Genomic DNA, 15,991 nt, shown 5'->3' on the forward strand with positions numbered 1-15,991 from the left:
CCCCTCACCGGACGTCGCGTCCCTGGTTCAGGATGATGATATTGCCCGAAGACACATCACCTGCGGGCGAGATCAGGAACCCCACCCAGGCGGCAATCTGATCGGGTTGCATCGCGTGGCCATGTGGCATCGCGCTGATCGCGCGGGCCAGCACATCCTCGGTCAGGACGTTGAACAGCGGCGTTTCCGTCATGGCGGGCGCGATGGAGTTCACCGCGATCTTCTCCCGCGCATAGCGGCGGGCGAGGTCCTTGGTCAGCGTGTCCATCGCCGCCTTCGAAGCCCGGTAATGCGGCGGGTCGAAGACGTCAAAATTATACGCCCCGTTGGAGGAGATGTTGACGATCTTGCGCACACCGGGCCGCCCCGCCATCGCCTTCACCGCTTGCTGGCAGCAATGAAAGGCCGAATGGAAGTTGATCTCCATCTGCCGGGTCAGTTCCGCTGCCGGGATGTCGGGGAAATCCGACATGAAGCAGGTTCCGGCGTTGTTCACCAGCGCATCGACCCCGCCAGAGCGGGTGGTCACCCGGTCGAAAAGGTCGGCAATCGCTTCGGCGTCGGTCAGGTCCACCGCCTCGGGGACAAAGCCGTCACGGTCGGCGGCCATGGTCAGCAGGGCTGGGCCGTCGATGTCGACGCCCACCACCTGCAGCCCATCCGCCAAAAGCCGGTCGGTGATCGCCCGGCCCATGCCGCCAGCGGCCCCGGTGACGATGGCAACCCGCATCAGCCAACCACGAAGTCAAAGTGCTTGCGCACGTCTTCTTCGATCTTCCATGTGCCCTTGAAGTCTTTCTCCACCACGAAGGCATCGCCTGCCTGCACGGTCACCGGGGTGCCGCCATCCGGGGTGATCACAATCCGGCCCTTGATCAGCACGACATATTCATAGGCGGTGTAGGTGGCATGATAGCTGCCCTTCGTGCATTCCCAGATGCCCGAAACCATCGCGCCGTCTTTCGACGTATGCAGCACCCAGGTCTTCATCGAAGGCGTGCCCTCGGTGACGACCCAGCCGTCCAGATCGCCGGTCGCGGGGTCGATTCCATCGGTCGAGGGCAGCTTGGTAATGGATTGCATGGCAGTTCCCTTTCTTTCGGACATCAGCACAGGGTGATGCCCTGCGCCTCAGGTGTCATTGCTGCCCACGACCGCCGCGGGCTTGATCCCGACCTCACCCCCTTAGGTCAAAGCCCGTCGAAATCGGCGGAGGAATGGCGTTCGGGCAATTGTTCGTGCGGTTCGCCCCAAGTGCGGTTGACCTTGCGGCCACGGATCACGGCGGGGCGGGCGTCGATCTTCTGGGCCCAGGCCAGAAGGTGCTTGTAGCTGGTCACATCAAGGAACTCTGCCGCACTATAGGCACGGCCAAGGACAAGGTTCCCGTACCACGCCCAGATTGCGATATCGGCAATCGAATAGCTGCCGCCAGCCATCCAGTCCTTGTCGGCAAGGTGGCGGTCCAGCACATCAAGCTGGCGCTTTGTTTCCATCGCAAAACGGTTGATCGGGTATTCCATCTTGGACGGTGCATAGGCGTAGAAATGCCCGAAGCCCCCGCCCAGATAGGGCGCCGACCCCATCTGCCAGAACAGCCACGACAAACACTCCGTCCGGCCCGCGTGATCCTGCGGGATCAGGGCACCGAACTTTTCCGCCAGATACAGAAGGATCGCGCCGGATTCGAACACCCGCTGCGGCGGGGTCACCGAATGGTCCATCATCGCGGGGATCTTGGAATTGGGGTTCACCTCGACAAAGCCGGATCCGAACTGGTCACCCTTGCTGATCTCGATCAGCCAGGCGTCATATTCGGCGAGGTGGCCTTGGGCCAGAAGCTCTTCCAGCATCACGGTGACCTTCACGCCATTCGGCGTGGCCAGCGAATAAAGCTGCAAGGGGTGCTCTCCGACCGGCAGCACCTTGTCATGGGTGGCCCCGGCGATCGGGCGGTTGATGCTGGCGAACTGGCCGCCGTTTTCCTTGTCCCAGGTCCAGACTTTCGGCGGGGTGTAGTCGGTGGTCATCCGGTTCTTCTCCTCGGTGCTCCTCGCCGCACGTCGTGCGCTCATCGCGGGGACGCGAGGAGCGACGACGTCGACGACGAGCGCATGTTCAGATCGAGAGGCAAACGTATTTCAGTTCCATATAGTCATCCAGACCATGACGGCTGCCCTCGCGGCCAAGGCCGGACTGCTTGACCCCGCCGAACGGTGCCATTTCGTTCGAGATAAGGCCCGTGTTCACCCCGACCATCCCGTATTCCAGCGCTTCCTGCACCCGGGTGATGCGGCCGATGTCGCGGGCGTAGAAATAGCTGGCAAGGCCGAAGATCGTGTCATTGGCGCGGGCGATGACCTCTTCCTCGGTCTCAAAACGGAAGAGCGGGGCGAGGGGACCGAAGGTTTCCTCGTTCGCCACCTTCATGTCCGGCGTGACGCCGGTCACGACCGTCGGCTGGAAGAACGTCCCCCCCAACTCATGCCGCTTGCCGCCGGTGACGATCTTCCCGCCGCCGGCCACAACGTCGGCGATGTGCTCTTCAACCTTCTCGACCGCGCTTTCGTTGATCAGGGGGCCGGTGGTGACGCCCGCCTTCAGACCGTCGCCAATAGCCAGCTTGGCCACCGCCGCCGAAAGCTTTTCGGCAAAGGCGTCATAAACCCCGGCCTGCACATAGATCCGATTGGCGCAAACGCAGGTCTGGCCGTTGTTGCGGAACTTCGAGATCATGGCGCCTTCCACCGCAGCATCCAGATCGGCGTCGTCAAAGACGATGAAGGGCGCGTTGCCGCCAAGCTCCATCGAGCATTTCAGGATCTGGTCGGCGGCCTGCTTGAGCAAGATGCGCCCCACCTCGGTCGACCCGGTGAAGGTCAGTTTGCGGATCAAGGGGTTCTCGCAGAACTCCTTGCCGATGTCCGACGACCGCTTCGAGGTGATGACCGAAAACAGCCCCCCCGGAATCCCCGCGCGTTCCGCCAGCACCGCAAGCGCCAGCGCCGACAAGGGCGTCTCCGCCGCCGGGCGCGCAACGAACCCGCAGCCCGCAGCCAGCGCCGGTGCCACCTTCCGCGCGATCATCGCGTTCGGAAAGTTCCACGGCGTGATCGAGGCCGCCACGCCGATCGGCTGCTTCAGCACCTGAATCCGCTTGTCGCGCTGATGGCCGGGGATGATCTCGCCATAGGTGCGCTTGGCCTCTTCGCCATAGAACTCGATGTAGGACGACCCATAGGCAATCTCGCCCTTCGCCTCGGCCAGCGGCTTGCCCATCTCGGCGGTCAGGATCGTAGCCAAGTCATCCTGGTTTGCCATGCACAGGTCAAACCACTTGCGCAGCACCTGCGCGCGTTCCTTTGCCGTCCGCCCGGCCCATTCGCGGTGCGCCGCATGGGCGGCAGTGATCGCGCGGGCGGTCTCAGCCCGGCCAAGGTTCGGCAGGTGGCAGATCACATCGCCACGGGCGGGGTTGGACACGGGGAAGGTCGTCCCGTCATCAGCCGCAACCCATTGGCCTGCAACATAGGCCTTGGTCACCAGAAGCGAGGGGTCTTTCAACAGCGATGCAAGGTCGGTCACGGAATCGAGCATGGGAGCCTCCATAGGTTGCCACAAGGGGTGCCATGCGGGGGGCGCGATGTCCAGATTGGCAGGCTGTATCAGGCCAAGGTTTGATCAAATCACCGCGCGGCTGGACGGATGCGCAAATCTTTTCGAAAAGATTTGCAAATTCCTTCGAAGGAATTTGGCCGCTCGCCGCCTGGCGCGCCCTTACCCGTTCGCGTGCATCCGCTCGATATAGGCGCGCATTTCCTCGGCCTCGTGCCGCGCATCGCGCAGGCCTTCCATGGCGGCGCGCAGTTCGGCCTCGGTCTGGTTGATGTGGTTCATCAACTCGGACTCGCGGCTTTCCATGTAGGCCAGCGCCTGATCGCGCAACTCTTCCGCCTCGTGCAGGGATTGGGCCAGCCGGTCCATTTCCCCCATGTCGCCGCCCGCAACCCGGGTGAACCGATGCAACAGCCAATGGGTGAACCATCCCACTGCAAAGGCGACAAGCAGGATGATCGCCGTGGCGATGACAAATTCGGTGCGGTTCATGGGCTTTCCTGGGACGCAAGGCCTTCGGGGCGTGGCAGCGGGCGGATGGTCTTTTCGGTCGGCGCGACCGAAGGGCTGGTGTCGCCCGAAAAGTCGGGACCTTCCGCTGTGGCGGCCACGGCGACAGGCGCAGCCTCACCGTCAGCAGGGGCCGCGTCGGCGACGGTTTCAGCGACCGGTTCACCATCTGGCCCGGCTTCCGTTTCGGGCGCAGCCGCCGGGTTGGCCGGGGGCGCCACGGTTTCCGTGCCATCCGCCGCCTCTGCCCCGGGGTCACCAGCCACCGGTGCGGCTTCCGCCCCTGCGCTGGCCGCTGCACCCGCCGCAGCCTGCACACCCTTCAGCACGAACTCGATCCGCCGGTTCGCCTCACGGCCTTCTTCGCTTTCGTTGTCGGCAATCGGCGTCGCTTCGCCAAAGCCCACCGCAGTCATCCCCGAAGTATCGACCCGCCGCCCCTGCAAAGCCACCAGAACCGCTTCCGCCCGGGCCTGCGACAGCGCCTGATTGCCGCCTTCAGACCCCTGACTGTCGGTATGCCCGCCAATCTCCAGCTGCATCGGCGGACATTCCACCAAAATCGCCGCCAGCGCATCCAGCACGGGCCGCGCCGAGGTTGCAATCTCGGCAGAGGCCGGGGTGAAGGTGATCTTCGTCTGCGCGATGACCCCATTCACATCCGCCGCACATTCCTCGGGCGTCGGGATCGAGGCGATGGGGTCCAGCGCCTCATCATAGCGGACGTTGACCTGGAAGGTCTGGCCCTGACCCAGCTTGCCGGACAGGATCTGCGTGATCCGCCCGCGCGTTTCCTGTGACCCGGTGACCCCGGTCACTTCAACCGTATCGGCCCGCACCAGCAGCGACCCATGGTCCACCTCGGCCAGCGCCTCAAGCCCCGCCAGCACCCGCACTGGCCAGCCATCGGGCAGGGTGGCATCCACCCGCGTGGCAGTCAGCACGCCAGCGCCTTCGAACGCGGCACGGGCATAGGCATCAACCGCCTCGCGCTGCATCTCGTCGGTCAGGCGGCCGCGCAGGATGACGTCGCCTGCTTCGGACAGGGTGGCGGTAAACTCTGCCGGTCCCTGCGTCGCGGTTTCCTTCTGTTCCAGCGTCGAGGTCAGCGAAAACGCATCCGGCAGGCTGGTTTCCAACTCGCCCACCACCTTGTCAAAGGCCGCCTGACTGACGTCGCTGCCAGCCAGCAGCGTCACATCCGCATCCGAAAACGTGACCGAGGCTGACCCAAGCTCTGCCACAGCGCGGATCGCCAGAGACACCGCCTCGGCCCAACGCGGCGTGGGGGTGCCAAGGCCGATGGTGCACAGCGGCCGTCCGCTCAGCCCGGCGGTGGTGGCGGCGGACAGGATCTGGCTTCGGGCCCGTTCGGTGTCGGCGGAACAGCTGTCGAACCGCGCGCCTTCGGCGTCGACCACAAAGCGCAGCGTGAAGGGCGTGATGACCGGCCTTGGGGCCGAGATGTCGAGGACGAGCTGCACGCCCGCCGGGGCGATGGCGCGCAACTCGTTTTCAAACCGGCGCTTCTGGGCCTCGCTGTCGGAAATCGCTGTCACCTTGACCTGCGACGCTCCGACCGAAACCTTCGACCGTTCCAGCCGCTCCAGCGCCTCAAGGCCAAAGGCCAGCGCCGGTCCCCAGGTTTCGGGGGCGGGGTAGTTGGCCGATTCCAGCATGTTGGTCAGTTCGGTGCCGGGGGTCAGCGCAGCGGCAGCCTCGGCCAATGCCAGTTCGGTCATGGCGCCTTCGCCGGGCGTTTCCGGCATCAGCCCGATCAACTGGATGCCATCCTCGGTCCGCAGCATCTGCACCGAAAAATCCGGCGCCTCGATCGCCTGGGCGGGAATTACATCCAGCCCGTCCCGGATGCGCGAGCTGTCGACCAGCGACCCCACCATGTTGACCGCACGGAACCGGGCCGCTTCATTCGGGGCGGTCCCGGTCAGGCGCACTTGCAACCCGTCGGCCTGCACCGTGACCCAGTCGATCTTCGCCTCGACCAGCCGCTCGGTGACCACCTTGTCAGTGCGCGCCTCGATGACGAGGGCGGCCGCATAGGCGACCGTGACCATCAGCATGGCCGCCAGCAGAAACGCCAGCAGGGCCAAGGTGGTCTGGGAAAGCTGGCGAATACGTTGGGGCAAGGGCAGGGGACTCATGCGTTGGGCAGGTTATACGATGGTTCCTAGGGCTTTGGGCGGGCGGGTTCAACCAAGCCAGGCCGCTACGGCAAGAAACGGCACAGGGATCAGGCCCGCATCCCGGTTGGACCGGAACACGACAAGGCAGGACGTCGGGTCGTCCAGATCCAGCTTCCGCATCTGCCACGCGATATGCCACCCCATCGCCCAGACGCCCGCCAGCGCCGTGACCAGCGCCAGCACCCGGCCTTCTTCGGCATGGGCAACCACGACCGCAGCGCCCAAAAGCAGGATGGTTGCCGCGAAAAACCCCCAAAGCCAGCCCCGGCTCCTATCCCCGAACAGCCGCGCCGTGGACTTGACGCCGATCAGCGCATCATCCTCGCGGTCCTGATGGGCATAGATCGTGTCGTAATACAGCGTCCACGCGATCCCGCCCGCGTACAGAAGCACAGCCGCCAGTGGCACTTCACCCGCATGCGCCGCCCACAGAAGCAGGGCCCCCCAATTGAACGCCAGCCCCAGAAACACCTGCGGCCACCAGGTGAACCGCTTGGCAAAGGGATAGACCGCTACAAGCGCCAGCGAGGCGATCCCCAGCCCGACGGCCAGCCAGTTGTAGGTGAACAGAATCACCGCCGCGAGCGCTGCCTGCACCACCATCCACCCCAGCGCCCCGCGCACAGTCACCTGCCCCGCAGGGATCGGCCGGCTCCGTGTCCGCGCCACGGCGGCGTCGATGTCGCGGTCGCTGATGTCGTTCCAGGTACAGCCCGCCCCGCGCATCAGGAACGCCCCCACCGCGCAACTGGCCACCAGCCACAGGTCCCACCGCGTGAACCCCGACACCCCGCCCGCCAGCGCAATCGCCCAGAGGCACGGGATCAGCAAGAGCCACGTCCCGATCGGACGATCCGCCCGCGACAGCCGCAGATAGGGCCGCGCAGCCGCCGGAGCGTACAGATCCACCCAGTTACCCCGCGGCGCATCCGCGACCGGTCCCGCAGGCCCCGCAATGGGGTCAGCCTCTGGCATTTCGGGCGGCAGGGACATAGGGTCACGCTCATGTCGGATGCGAAGATCAGGCTTCATGTAGACCACCCGCTGGGCCACGGGCAAGCCGTGCCCCTGTCCGAGGCCCAGTCGCATTACCTGACCGGGGTCATGCGCCTTGCGCCCGGCGCGGCCATTCTGCTGTTCAACGGCCGCGACGGCGAATGGCGCGCCACCCTGACCACAGCCGGCAAACGCGGCGCCATCGCCACCTGCGACACGCAGACCCGCCCGCTGCACCTGCCGCCTGACCTCTGGCTCCTCTTTGCGCCGATCAAGAAGGCCCGCACCGATTTCATCGTGGAAAAGGCCGTCGAACTGGGCGCCCGCCGCATCCTGCCCGTCCAGACCCGCCACACCAACGCCGACCGCATCCGGCAAGACCGCCTGCAAGCCCATGCGATGGAGGCGGCCGAGCAATGCGGCGCCACCTACCTGCCGGAAGTGGCGGAACTGGTCGCGCTGGAAAAGCTCATGTCACAGTGGCCCGCAGACCGCCGCCTCTACTGGTGCGACGAAACAACGCTGGACCAACCTGCGCGCCTGACGCCTGCCGAAGGCCCCGCCGCCATCCTGATCGGCCCCGAAGGTGGCTTCTCCGCAGATGAGGCCAAACGCCTACGCGCCCTGCCCATTGTCACGCCCCTGTCCCTTGGCCCGCGCATCCTGCGCGCCGACACCGCCGCTGTCGCCGCCCTGACCCTGTGGCAAGCCTCCTGCGGTGACTGGACATGAGCTTTCTGCGCCCTGAAGTCGCCGAGGGTCTCTACCGCTGGCGCGAGGCGCTGGCCGCGCTTGCCCTTGCCGCAGCGGGGCTCTGGGTGATGACTTGGGGCGGCTATGCCTACCCGGTCCTTGGCCTGATCCTGCTGGCAACCGGGATCGGCTGGGCCGTCCTGTCCACCCGCCGCCTGCGCTTTGCTCAGGCGGGCGAAGCGCCCGGCATCGTCCGGGTGACCGAAGCCCAGATCGCCTATCTTGGCCCCCGCACCGGCGGCTTTGTCGGCCTGCCCGACCTTGCCGAAGTCCGCCTGCTGACCCTGCGCGGTCGCCGCATCTGGAAACTCCGCCCGACCGAGGGCGAGGCGCTGCACATCCCGGTCGAATCCGCCGGGGCCGAGGCGCTGTTTGACGCCTTCGCCACCCTGCCGGGCATGGACACCGCCGCCCTGGTCGCCGCCCTGTCGGCTGAAACCACCACCGACAGCCGCGTGGTCGCGCTGAATGCGGTTGACCGGCTGATCTGGGCGCGCAGTGGCGCAGGGGTCATTGTGCGGTGATCGCCCCCTTCCGACCCCCGGCACACCCTGACGGGGCCTTGACTTGGGCCTGCGCAATTGACACCCATGGGCGCCCGGTCCCCACCGGTCCCCACGTCCTGAAAGTCCCGGAGCACGGCCATGTCAATTCCTCAGTCCGGCGGTGGGCCGATCGAAAGCTTCGACCAGCTTGCCGCCTATATGGAGGCAGGCTCCAAACCCCGGGACCAATGGCTGATCGGCGCGGAACATGAAAAGTTCGGCTGGCTGACCGACACCCGCGCGCCCTTGCCCTATGCCGGTCCCCGCTCAATCTCCGCGCTGTTTGACGGGCTGGCCGCCCGCTATGGCTGGACCCCGGTGCGGGAAGGCGACCATGTCATCGGCCTGACCCGCAACGGTGCGAATGTCAGCCTTGAACCGGGCGGGCAGTTCGAACTGTCCGGCGCGCCGCTGGCGTCCACGCTGGAGGTCGCGGCGGAACTGCAAAACCACCTCGACGAAGTGCGCTCCATCGCCGACCCGCTGGGCATCCGCTTCATGGGGATCGGTGCCGCGCCGGAATGGGGGCACGACCAGATGCCGGTCATGCCCAAGGGCCGCTACCGGCTGATGACCGATTACATGGGCCGCGTCGGCACCCATGGCACGCAGATGATGTACCGCACCTCGACCGTGCAGGTGAACCTCGACTACGCGTCCGAAGCCGACATGGTCAAGAAACTGCGCGTGGCGCTGGCGCTGCAGCCCGTGGCAACGGCGCTTTTTGCCAGCAGCCCCTTCTTCGACGGCAAGCCGAATGGCCACAAAAGCTGGCGCAGCCGCATCTGGCGCGGGCTGGACAACAGCCGCACGGGCATGCTGCCCTTTGCCTTCGAAGACGGCATGGGCTTTCAGGCTTATGTCGATTGGGTCCTCGATGTGCCAATGTATTTCGTCTACCGCGACGGGAAATACATCAACGCGCTGGGCCAAAGCTTCCGCGATTTCCTGAAGGGTCAATTGCCAGCGCTGCCCGGCGAAAAGCCCACCCTGTCCGATTGGGCGGACCATATGACCACGGTCTTCCCCGAAGCGCGGGTGAAGAAATACATCGAAATGCGCGGGGCCGATTGCGGTGATCAGGCCCATATCGCGGCGCTTCCCGCCTTCTGGGTCGGCCTGATGTATGACCAGACAGCACTCGATGCCGCCTGGGATCTGGTCAAGGGCCTTGATGCGGACACGCGCGAAGGGCTGCGGGTTGCAGCCTCCGTCTCGGCCCTGCAGGGCGAAGCCGGCTCGGTCAAGCTGATCGACCTCGCCCGCGCCGCCGTCGGCCTCAGCCACGCCGGTCTTGCAGCGCGTGGCCTCGGGGAAGAGGCGCAGCTTCAACCGCTTGTCGAAAGCCTGAAGACCGGACAGGTGCAGGCCGACCGCTGGCTTGCGCTTTACCAAGGCGCGTGGGGCCAAAGCCTCGCCCCGCTTTACGACGCGGCATCGCTCTGACCGACAGGCACAACCCTCTCTAGCCTGATCCCGTCTTTCCTTTCTGCAAAATATCCCACGGGGGTGCGGGGGTGTGAAACCCCCGCTGCCGAGACCCATGCGCGCCCTTCGCGCGCATGGGGCGAGACAAAAGGCTTGCAGTCGCGCTTGCGCGGCTGCGCAATGATCTTCGGTCTGTGGCTGGCGGCAGGATGGCTTATCGTTAACCGCCGGTTAATACCCGCAGGCAAGCCATTGAATTTGCGTGCGGTCACCACTGTCCCTGCCCGGGACACTCATGCACCCGCGTCTGTCACTCCGGCCTCTGTCGTCCCCTTCCGGCCGATCTTCGGCTCGGTCCCCGCCTTGATCCGCCGCAGGTTCGCGGCGTGGCGGATGTAGACAAGGATCGTCAGGATGACGACCAGAAACAGCATCCGGCCCTCCCCGAAAAAGAACAGCCATCCCGACACACTCGCAGCCGACATCAGCGCCGCGACCGATGATGTCCGGGTGATCGCCGCGACCACCGCCCAGGTCGCGCAGGCCGCAAGCCCCACCGGCCAGGCCAGCGCGATCAGCGTCCCAAGAAAGGTCGCCACCCCCTTGCCGCCCTTGAAGCCCAGCCAGACCGGGAACAGATGCCCCAGAAACGCCGCCAACCCGGCAACCTGCGCCGCATCCTCGGCCAGCAGCGCCCGCGCGACCAGCACCGCGATCCCGCCCTTGGCCGCGTCAAGGACCAGCGTGGCAAGGGCAGCGCCCTTGTTCCCGGTCCGCAGGACATTCGTGGCACCAATGTTTCCCGAGCCGATCCTGCGCAGGTCCCCAAGCCCAAGGGCCCGGGTGATCACGATGCCGAAGGGGATCGACCCCAGAAGGTAGGCCAGGACCGCCGTCAGGATCAGCAAGGACTGGTCAGTGGTGATTTCCGGCATGGCTATTCTTCCGCAGCAAAGACCTGCGTCCCGCCGACGAAGGTTGCCAGCACCTTACCCTCCATCCGCGCGCCGTCAAACGGGGTGTTCTTCGACTTGGACCGCAGCTTGAAGCGGTCCATCAGGAACGGAGCGTCAGGGTCAAACAGGACAAGGTCGGCAGGCGCGCCGGGGGTCAGGCGACCCTGCGGCAGGCCAAGGCGGGTGGCGGGGTTCAGGGCCATGGCGCGAAACAGGGCGGCAAGGCTCAGGTGGCCTGCGTGGTACAGCCGCATGGCGGCGGGGAGGAAGGTTTCAAGGGCCACGGCACCCGCCGCCGCCTCTTCGAACGGCAGGCGCTTGGATTCTTCATCCGCGGGCGTATGCATCGAGCTGATGATGTCGATCGACCCATCCGCCACGGCAGCGACGATGGCCAGCCGGTCCACCTCGGACCGCAGGGGGGGCGTGAACTTGAAGAAGGTCCGGTAGTCGCCCACGTCAAATTCATTCAGCGTCAGGTGGTGGATCGACGTGCCGGCCGTGACATCCAGCCCCGCCGCCTTGGCGCGGGCAAGGGCGGGCAGGGCACGCGCCGTGGTGATCTGGTCGGCGTGGTACGCGACGCCGGTCATTTCGACCAAGGCCAGATCCCGCTCCAGTCCCATCCTTTCGGCCATCGGCGACACGGCCGGAATACCCTTCAGCGAGGCGAACTTGCCCGACGTGGCCGAGGCCCCCGCCGACAGGCCGGGGTCCTGAGGGTGGCAGACGACCAATGCCCCAAGCGAGCGGGCATAGCTCATCGCGCGAGTCATCGCCTTGGCTTCCGTGGAAACGCGGGTGGCGTCGGTAAAGGCGATGGCGCCTGCGTCGCGCAGAAAGCCGATCTCGGTCATTTCGCGCCCGTCGCGGCCCTTGGTCAGGGCGGCCATGTGGCGGATGCGAACCGGGCTTTCCGCCGCGCGGCGGGTGACGAATTCCAGCACCTCGGGCGTGTCGATCGCGGGCAGCGTATCGGGGCGCGCGATAAGGGTGGTCACCCCGCCGGCCGCCGCCGCAAGCCCCGCAGAGCGAAAGCTTTCGCGGTGTCGCTCACCCGGCTCACCTATCTTGACGCCGATGTCCACGATGCCCGGGGCAAGGCACTTGCCGCCGCAGTCGATGACCTTGGCCCCTTTCGGTGCGGTGCCATCGCGCGCCACGATCAGCCCGTTCTTCACGGTCAGGCTGCCAAGGTCTTCGGTCCCGCCCTCGGGGTCGATGAGGCGGGCGTTGGTAAAGTGCAGGATCATTCGGTGCCCATCTGGATGCTGCGGATCAGCCGATAGACGCTGTCCCCGTCGGCGATATGTTCAAAGCCTATGCGTGTCGTGCTGCGGTCGCCATCCGAATCCTTCTCGTCCCTTGCATGAAACCAGACAGAATCGGCAGACTGGCCCTTTTCAAGGCCGATGCTGCTGGCTGGCAGGATCGGGTAGCTTTCGATGGTCTGGGTCCACCAGGACTTGGCGACATAGGCGCAGCGGGTGCTGAGCGCATAGCGGATGCGGCGGTGGGACTGGGCGGCGACGTACCACTGGCCGAAGACGAGGAACACCCCAACCCCGACGAAGGGCAGCGAAAACAGGGTCAGGAACAGCCCCAACCCCTTTTCCGTCAGGGTTTGGCCGCCAAAGACCGCGACAAGCCCGGCGATGCAAAGCCCGCCGCCGATCACAAGGAAGGGCAGCCCGAACAGCGCCATGCCGATGATCTTGGCGCGACCCCGCACCCCCGGCAGTGGCGCGCCTTCCCAAAGCAGTTTTTCCCCCGGCTGGAAACAATCTTCCCATGCCTTAGCCATGACCGGCCCTCTGACCGGCCAGTTGCAGTCTGGTGGCAACGGCAGCGGGGTCTGACTGATACTTGATCAGGTGCCTGTCGCCCAGTGTCGTCGTGACCTGCACCGCGCCAAGGAAGGGGCGGGCGGTGCCAAGCTGGGTCAAGGGCACCACCCGTCCGGCCGGGCCAAGCAGACGGCGATTGGTCAGGCGCCAGACCTCGGCCAGCGCTTCGGAGGCGACATAGGCCGCCCTGACGCCAATGGCGAGGACAGCCGCCACCGGGCCGACCACGGGATAGGGGTTGCCCTGCCAGAGCAGGATCAGCCCGGCAAAGATGCCAAGGATGACCGCCATCACCAGATGCGCCCGCCAATAGGCGGTGCGGTCGGGGCGGAACTCTTGCACGACTTTCTCACCCTCCAGCAGGGGGGCGGCGTGGCCCATCACGCTGTCAGGTTCGATGCGGGCCATCAGGCGATCCAGATGATGACGGTGGTGAAGACGGCGAGGAAGAGCAAGACAACGGTCGCCACCATGCCGCCGATGCGGGCGTCGGATTTCGGGGGTTTGCGGTCTTGGGTCATCGTGATCTTCCTTCCGCGCGCTCATCGTCGCATTTCATGCGCTCTTCGCCGGGGTGCAGTCCGACGAGGGTCAAAGACCCCGAGGAGGTGGGCGAAAGGGTCACGCCATCATCCCCACGATCTTCCGGCCACGCTCGGCCCGCAGGTTGCGCGCCAGCAGGTCCATGCAGGCCATCCTGACCGCAACCCCCATTTCCACCTGTTCCTGAATGACGCTGCGGTTGATGTCATCGGCAAGCTCGCCGTCGATTTCCACGCCCCGGTTCATCGGGCCGGGGTGCATCACGATGGCATCCGGCGCGGCAAAGGCCAGTTTCTCGGCGTCCAGACCGTAGCGGTGGTAATATTCGCGTTCCGAGGGGATGAAGCCGCCGTCCATCCGTTCCTTCTGCAGCCGCAGCATCATCACCACGTCAGCGCCCTTCAGCCCTTCGCGCATGTCGTCGAACAGCTCGCAGCCAAAGTCTTCGACGCCTGATGGCATCAGCGTCGGCGGCGCGATCAGGCGCAGGCGGTTTTCCATCTTGCCCAGAAGGATCAGGTTGGACCGCGCCACGCGGGAATGGGCGATGTCGCCGCAAATCGCGACGGTCAGGCGCTGGAGCCGGCCCTTGGCGCGGCGGATCGTCAGCGCGTCGAGCAGCGCCTGCGTGGGGTGTTCATGCCGCCCGTCGCCCGCGTTCAGGACGGCGCAATCCACCTTTTGCGCCAAAAGGTTCACCGCGCCCGACGACCCGTGGCGCACCACCAGCAGATCGGGGTGCATCGCGTTCAGCGTCATCGCGGTGTCCATCAGGGTTTCGCCCTTCTTCACCGAAGAATTGGCGACCGACATGTTCATCACATCCGCCCCGAGGCGTTTCCCCGCCAGTTCAAAGCTGGATTGGGTTCGGGTGGAGGCCTCAAAGAAGAGGTTGATCTGCGTCATCCCCGCCAGCGTGTCGGACTGTTTGACCGTTCGGCGGTTCAGGTCGACATAGCGTTCAGCCAGATCAAGGACCGTCGTGATCTCCAGCGGGGCAAGCTGTTCGATCCCCAGAAGGTGGCGGGCGCGGAAGGCCATGGGCGGTATCCCTTCGATTTCACCCTCTATGGCAAACCGGGGGATGCGGGGCAAGCGTCAGGGTGAAGCGGGGCTGGCCGCGGCTGCCCGATAGGTTCTGGCCCCCGGCCCGTCCAGCGCCTAGTCTTGCCGGTATGGGAATCGCCGCCGACATCACGGATGACTGGCACGCCTCGCTTGCGGCTTTGGCCTGGCAGGTCGATGCCGGGGTGGATGAGGTGATCGGGGATGCCCCGGTCAACCGCTATGATCTGGCGGCGGAGGCTCCGAAAGCGGCTGCGTCCCGCAGCCCCGCGCAGCCGATGGCAGAGCCGGTGGCCGGCACCGATCCGGTCGCGGTCGCCAAGGCGTTGGCAGCGCAGGCGGCGACGCTGGAGGACCTGCTGGGGGCTTTGCAAGCCTATGACCACTGCGAGTTGAAGCGGGGCGCGCGCAACACCGTCTTTGCCGATGGCAACCCCGAAGCGCGGGTGCTGATCCTTGGCGAAGCCCCGGGCCGGGAGGAAGACCTTGAAGGCCGCCCCTTCGTTGGCCGTGCCGGGCAGTTGCTGGACCGCATGTTTGCGGCCATCGGGATGTCCCGCACCTCACCCGATCCCCGGATGGCGCTGTACATCACCAATGTCATGCCCTGGCGCCCCCCTGCCAACCGTGACCCGGAGCCGGCCGAGATTGCCATGATGCAACCCTTTGTCGAGCGTCACATCGCGCTGGTTGATCCTGATGTGATCGTCGTGATGGGCAACACGCCCCTGATGGCGCTGACCGGGGCCAAGGGCATCCTGCGGGCGCGGGGCAACTGGACGCAGGCCTTGGGCAAACCGCTGCTGCCGATGACGCATCCGGCCTACCTTCTGCGCAACCCCGCCGCCAAGCGTGAGGCCTGGGCCGATCTGCTGGCCCTGCGGGGCAGGCTGCGGGGATGATGCTTGCGGTCGATCCCCTTGTCCTTCTGGCGTTCATCCCTGCGGGCCTTGCGCTGAACCTGACGCCGGGGGCGGACATGATGTTCTGCCTTGGGCAGGGGCTGCGCGGGGGGCGGCGGGCGGCGATGGCGGCGAACTTTGGCATCGCGGCGGGGGGGATGGTGCATGTCACGCTGGCCGCCCTTGGCCTTGGCGCGCTGGTCGCGACCCATCCGGCGGCGTTCGAGGCGATCCGCTGGCTGGGCGTGGCGTATCTGTTGTGGCTGGCCCTGTCGGCGCTGCGGTCGCCCTTGCCCACGGGCACCGAGGTCAGCCCCAGCCCCGCGCTTCGCGTGTTCGGGCAGGCGCTGATGGTCAACCTGCTGAACCCCAAGGTCATTCTGTTCATTCTGGCGTTCCTGCCGCAGTTCGTGGATCCTGCCCGCCCGATCCTGCCGCAGTTCCTGACGCTTGGGGTGGTGTTCAGCCTTGGCGGGCTGATCGTGAACGGGACAGTCGGGCTTTTCGCCGGATCCATCGGCCAGCGCTTGGCGCGGTCTGCCGGCTTTGCCCGCTGGCTTGGCCGGATCAGCGCGGGTATCTTCGGCGCGCTGGCGCTGCGTCTGGCGCTGCTGCAAAGGACCTGAC

At 66.0% G+C, this 15,991-nt stretch carries 17 protein-coding genes; 5 read left to right on the plus strand and 12 right to left on the minus strand.

Annotation, left to right across the window (positions count from 1 at the left end; all coding sequences use genetic code 11):
• Positions 1-4: 4 nt before the first annotated feature.
• The 7 genes from EI545_RS14425 to ubiA all read right to left on the minus strand — a co-directional run bounded on the left by EI545_RS14425 (position 5) and on the right by ubiA (position 7,322).
• The gene (locus EI545_RS14425; protein ID WP_125326121.1) at positions 5-730 is read right to left on the minus strand and encodes an SDR family NAD(P)-dependent oxidoreductase; all 726 of its coding nucleotides are present in this window, start codon (positions 728-730) and stop codon (positions 5-7) included.
• Positions 730-1,083, minus strand: coding sequence for a cupin domain-containing protein (locus EI545_RS14430; RefSeq protein WP_125326122.1), 354 nt, complete (start codon positions 1,081-1,083; stop codon positions 730-732). Before EI545_RS14430 ends, EI545_RS14425 begins: the two co-directional genes overlap by 1 nt.
• A gap of 107 nt (positions 1,084-1,190) precedes the next feature.
• A complete protein-coding gene (gene yghU / locus EI545_RS14435; RefSeq protein WP_125326123.1) occupies positions 1,191-2,030 on the minus strand; it encodes a glutathione-dependent disulfide-bond oxidoreductase in 840 nt (279 codons plus the stop codon).
• 88 nt (positions 2,031-2,118) lie between these two features.
• A complete protein-coding gene (locus EI545_RS14440; RefSeq protein ID WP_125326124.1) occupies positions 2,119-3,597 on the minus strand; it encodes an NAD-dependent succinate-semialdehyde dehydrogenase in 1,479 nt (492 codons plus the stop codon).
• A 180-nt stretch (positions 3,598-3,777) separates the two neighbouring features.
• Positions 3,778-4,107 carry a hypothetical protein gene (locus EI545_RS14445; protein WP_125326125.1) on the minus strand — a complete coding sequence of 110 codons (330 nt, stop codon included), beginning with the start codon at positions 4,105-4,107 and terminating at the stop codon, positions 3,778-3,780.
• The gene (locus EI545_RS14450) at positions 4,104-6,272 is read right to left on the minus strand and encodes an OmpA family protein (protein WP_245990054.1); all 2,169 of its coding nucleotides are present in this window, start codon (positions 6,270-6,272) and stop codon (positions 4,104-4,106) included. The genes EI545_RS14445 and EI545_RS14450 overlap by 4 nt, the downstream gene beginning before the upstream one ends.
• Positions 6,273-6,335: 63 nt before the next feature.
• Complete coding sequence (ubiA, locus tag EI545_RS14455) at positions 6,336-7,322, minus strand: 4-hydroxybenzoate octaprenyltransferase (RefSeq protein ID WP_125327542.1); 987 nt, start codon at positions 7,320-7,322, stop codon at positions 6,336-6,338.
• A 12-nt stretch (positions 7,323-7,334) separates the two neighbouring features.
• Here ubiA and EI545_RS14460 point away from each other — a divergent pair, with 12 nt between their 5' ends.
• The 3 genes from EI545_RS14460 to EI545_RS14470 all read left to right on the plus strand — a co-directional run bounded on the left by EI545_RS14460 (position 7,335) and on the right by EI545_RS14470 (position 10,069).
• Positions 7,335-8,057 carry a 16S rRNA (uracil(1498)-N(3))-methyltransferase gene (locus tag EI545_RS14460; protein ID WP_125326127.1) on the plus strand — a complete coding sequence of 241 codons (723 nt, stop codon included), beginning with the start codon at positions 7,335-7,337 and terminating at the stop codon, positions 8,055-8,057.
• Positions 8,054-8,602, plus strand: coding sequence for a hypothetical protein (locus tag EI545_RS14465; RefSeq protein WP_125326128.1), 549 nt, complete (start codon positions 8,054-8,056; stop codon positions 8,600-8,602). Before EI545_RS14460 ends, EI545_RS14465 begins: the two co-directional genes overlap by 4 nt.
• Before the next feature lie 120 nt (positions 8,603-8,722).
• Positions 8,723-10,069 carry a glutamate--cysteine ligase gene (locus tag EI545_RS14470; protein ID WP_125326129.1) on the plus strand — a complete coding sequence of 449 codons (1,347 nt, stop codon included), beginning with the start codon at positions 8,723-8,725 and terminating at the stop codon, positions 10,067-10,069.
• Between the two features lie 275 nt (positions 10,070-10,344).
• Here the strand turns inward: EI545_RS14470 and plsY are convergent, their stop codons facing one another.
• The 5 genes from plsY to EI545_RS14495 all read right to left on the minus strand — a co-directional run bounded on the left by plsY (position 10,345) and on the right by EI545_RS14495 (position 14,438).
• Positions 10,345-10,986: a glycerol-3-phosphate 1-O-acyltransferase PlsY gene (plsY, locus tag EI545_RS14475; RefSeq protein WP_125326130.1), complete on the minus strand. Its 642-nt coding sequence runs from the start codon at positions 10,984-10,986 to the stop codon at positions 10,345-10,347.
• Between the two features lie 2 nt (positions 10,987-10,988).
• Positions 10,989-12,260 carry a dihydroorotase gene (gene pyrC, locus EI545_RS14480; RefSeq protein WP_125326131.1) on the minus strand — a complete coding sequence of 424 codons (1,272 nt, stop codon included), beginning with the start codon at positions 12,258-12,260 and terminating at the stop codon, positions 10,989-10,991.
• A complete protein-coding gene (locus EI545_RS14485) occupies positions 12,257-12,811 on the minus strand; it encodes a hypothetical protein (RefSeq protein ID WP_125326132.1) in 555 nt (184 codons plus the stop codon). The genes pyrC and EI545_RS14485 overlap by 4 nt, the downstream gene beginning before the upstream one ends.
• Positions 12,804-13,262: a hypothetical protein gene (locus tag EI545_RS14490; protein WP_245990057.1), complete on the minus strand. Its 459-nt coding sequence runs from the start codon at positions 13,260-13,262 to the stop codon at positions 12,804-12,806. Before EI545_RS14490 ends, EI545_RS14485 begins: the two co-directional genes overlap by 8 nt.
• A 213-nt stretch (positions 13,263-13,475) precedes the next feature.
• Complete coding sequence (locus tag EI545_RS14495) at positions 13,476-14,438, minus strand: aspartate carbamoyltransferase catalytic subunit (RefSeq protein ID WP_125326133.1); 963 nt, start codon at positions 14,436-14,438, stop codon at positions 13,476-13,478.
• 134 nt (positions 14,439-14,572) lie between these two features.
• Here EI545_RS14495 and EI545_RS14500 point away from each other — a divergent pair, with 134 nt between their 5' ends.
• Together EI545_RS14500 and EI545_RS14505 are read left to right on the plus strand one after the other, a co-directional pair.
• Positions 14,573-15,364, plus strand: a complete 792-nt coding sequence (locus EI545_RS14500; RefSeq protein WP_125326134.1) for a uracil-DNA glycosylase — start codon at positions 14,573-14,575, stop codon at positions 15,362-15,364.
• Complete coding sequence (locus EI545_RS14505; RefSeq protein ID WP_245990060.1) at positions 15,361-15,990, plus strand: LysE family translocator; 630 nt, start codon at positions 15,361-15,363, stop codon at positions 15,988-15,990. Before EI545_RS14500 ends, EI545_RS14505 begins: the two co-directional genes overlap by 4 nt.
• Position 15,991 lies beyond the last annotated feature (1 nt).

This window comes from Tabrizicola piscis (genome assembly GCF_003940805.1).
GTDB classification, from domain to species: domain Bacteria; phylum Pseudomonadota; class Alphaproteobacteria; order Rhodobacterales; family Rhodobacteraceae; genus Tabrizicola; species Tabrizicola piscis.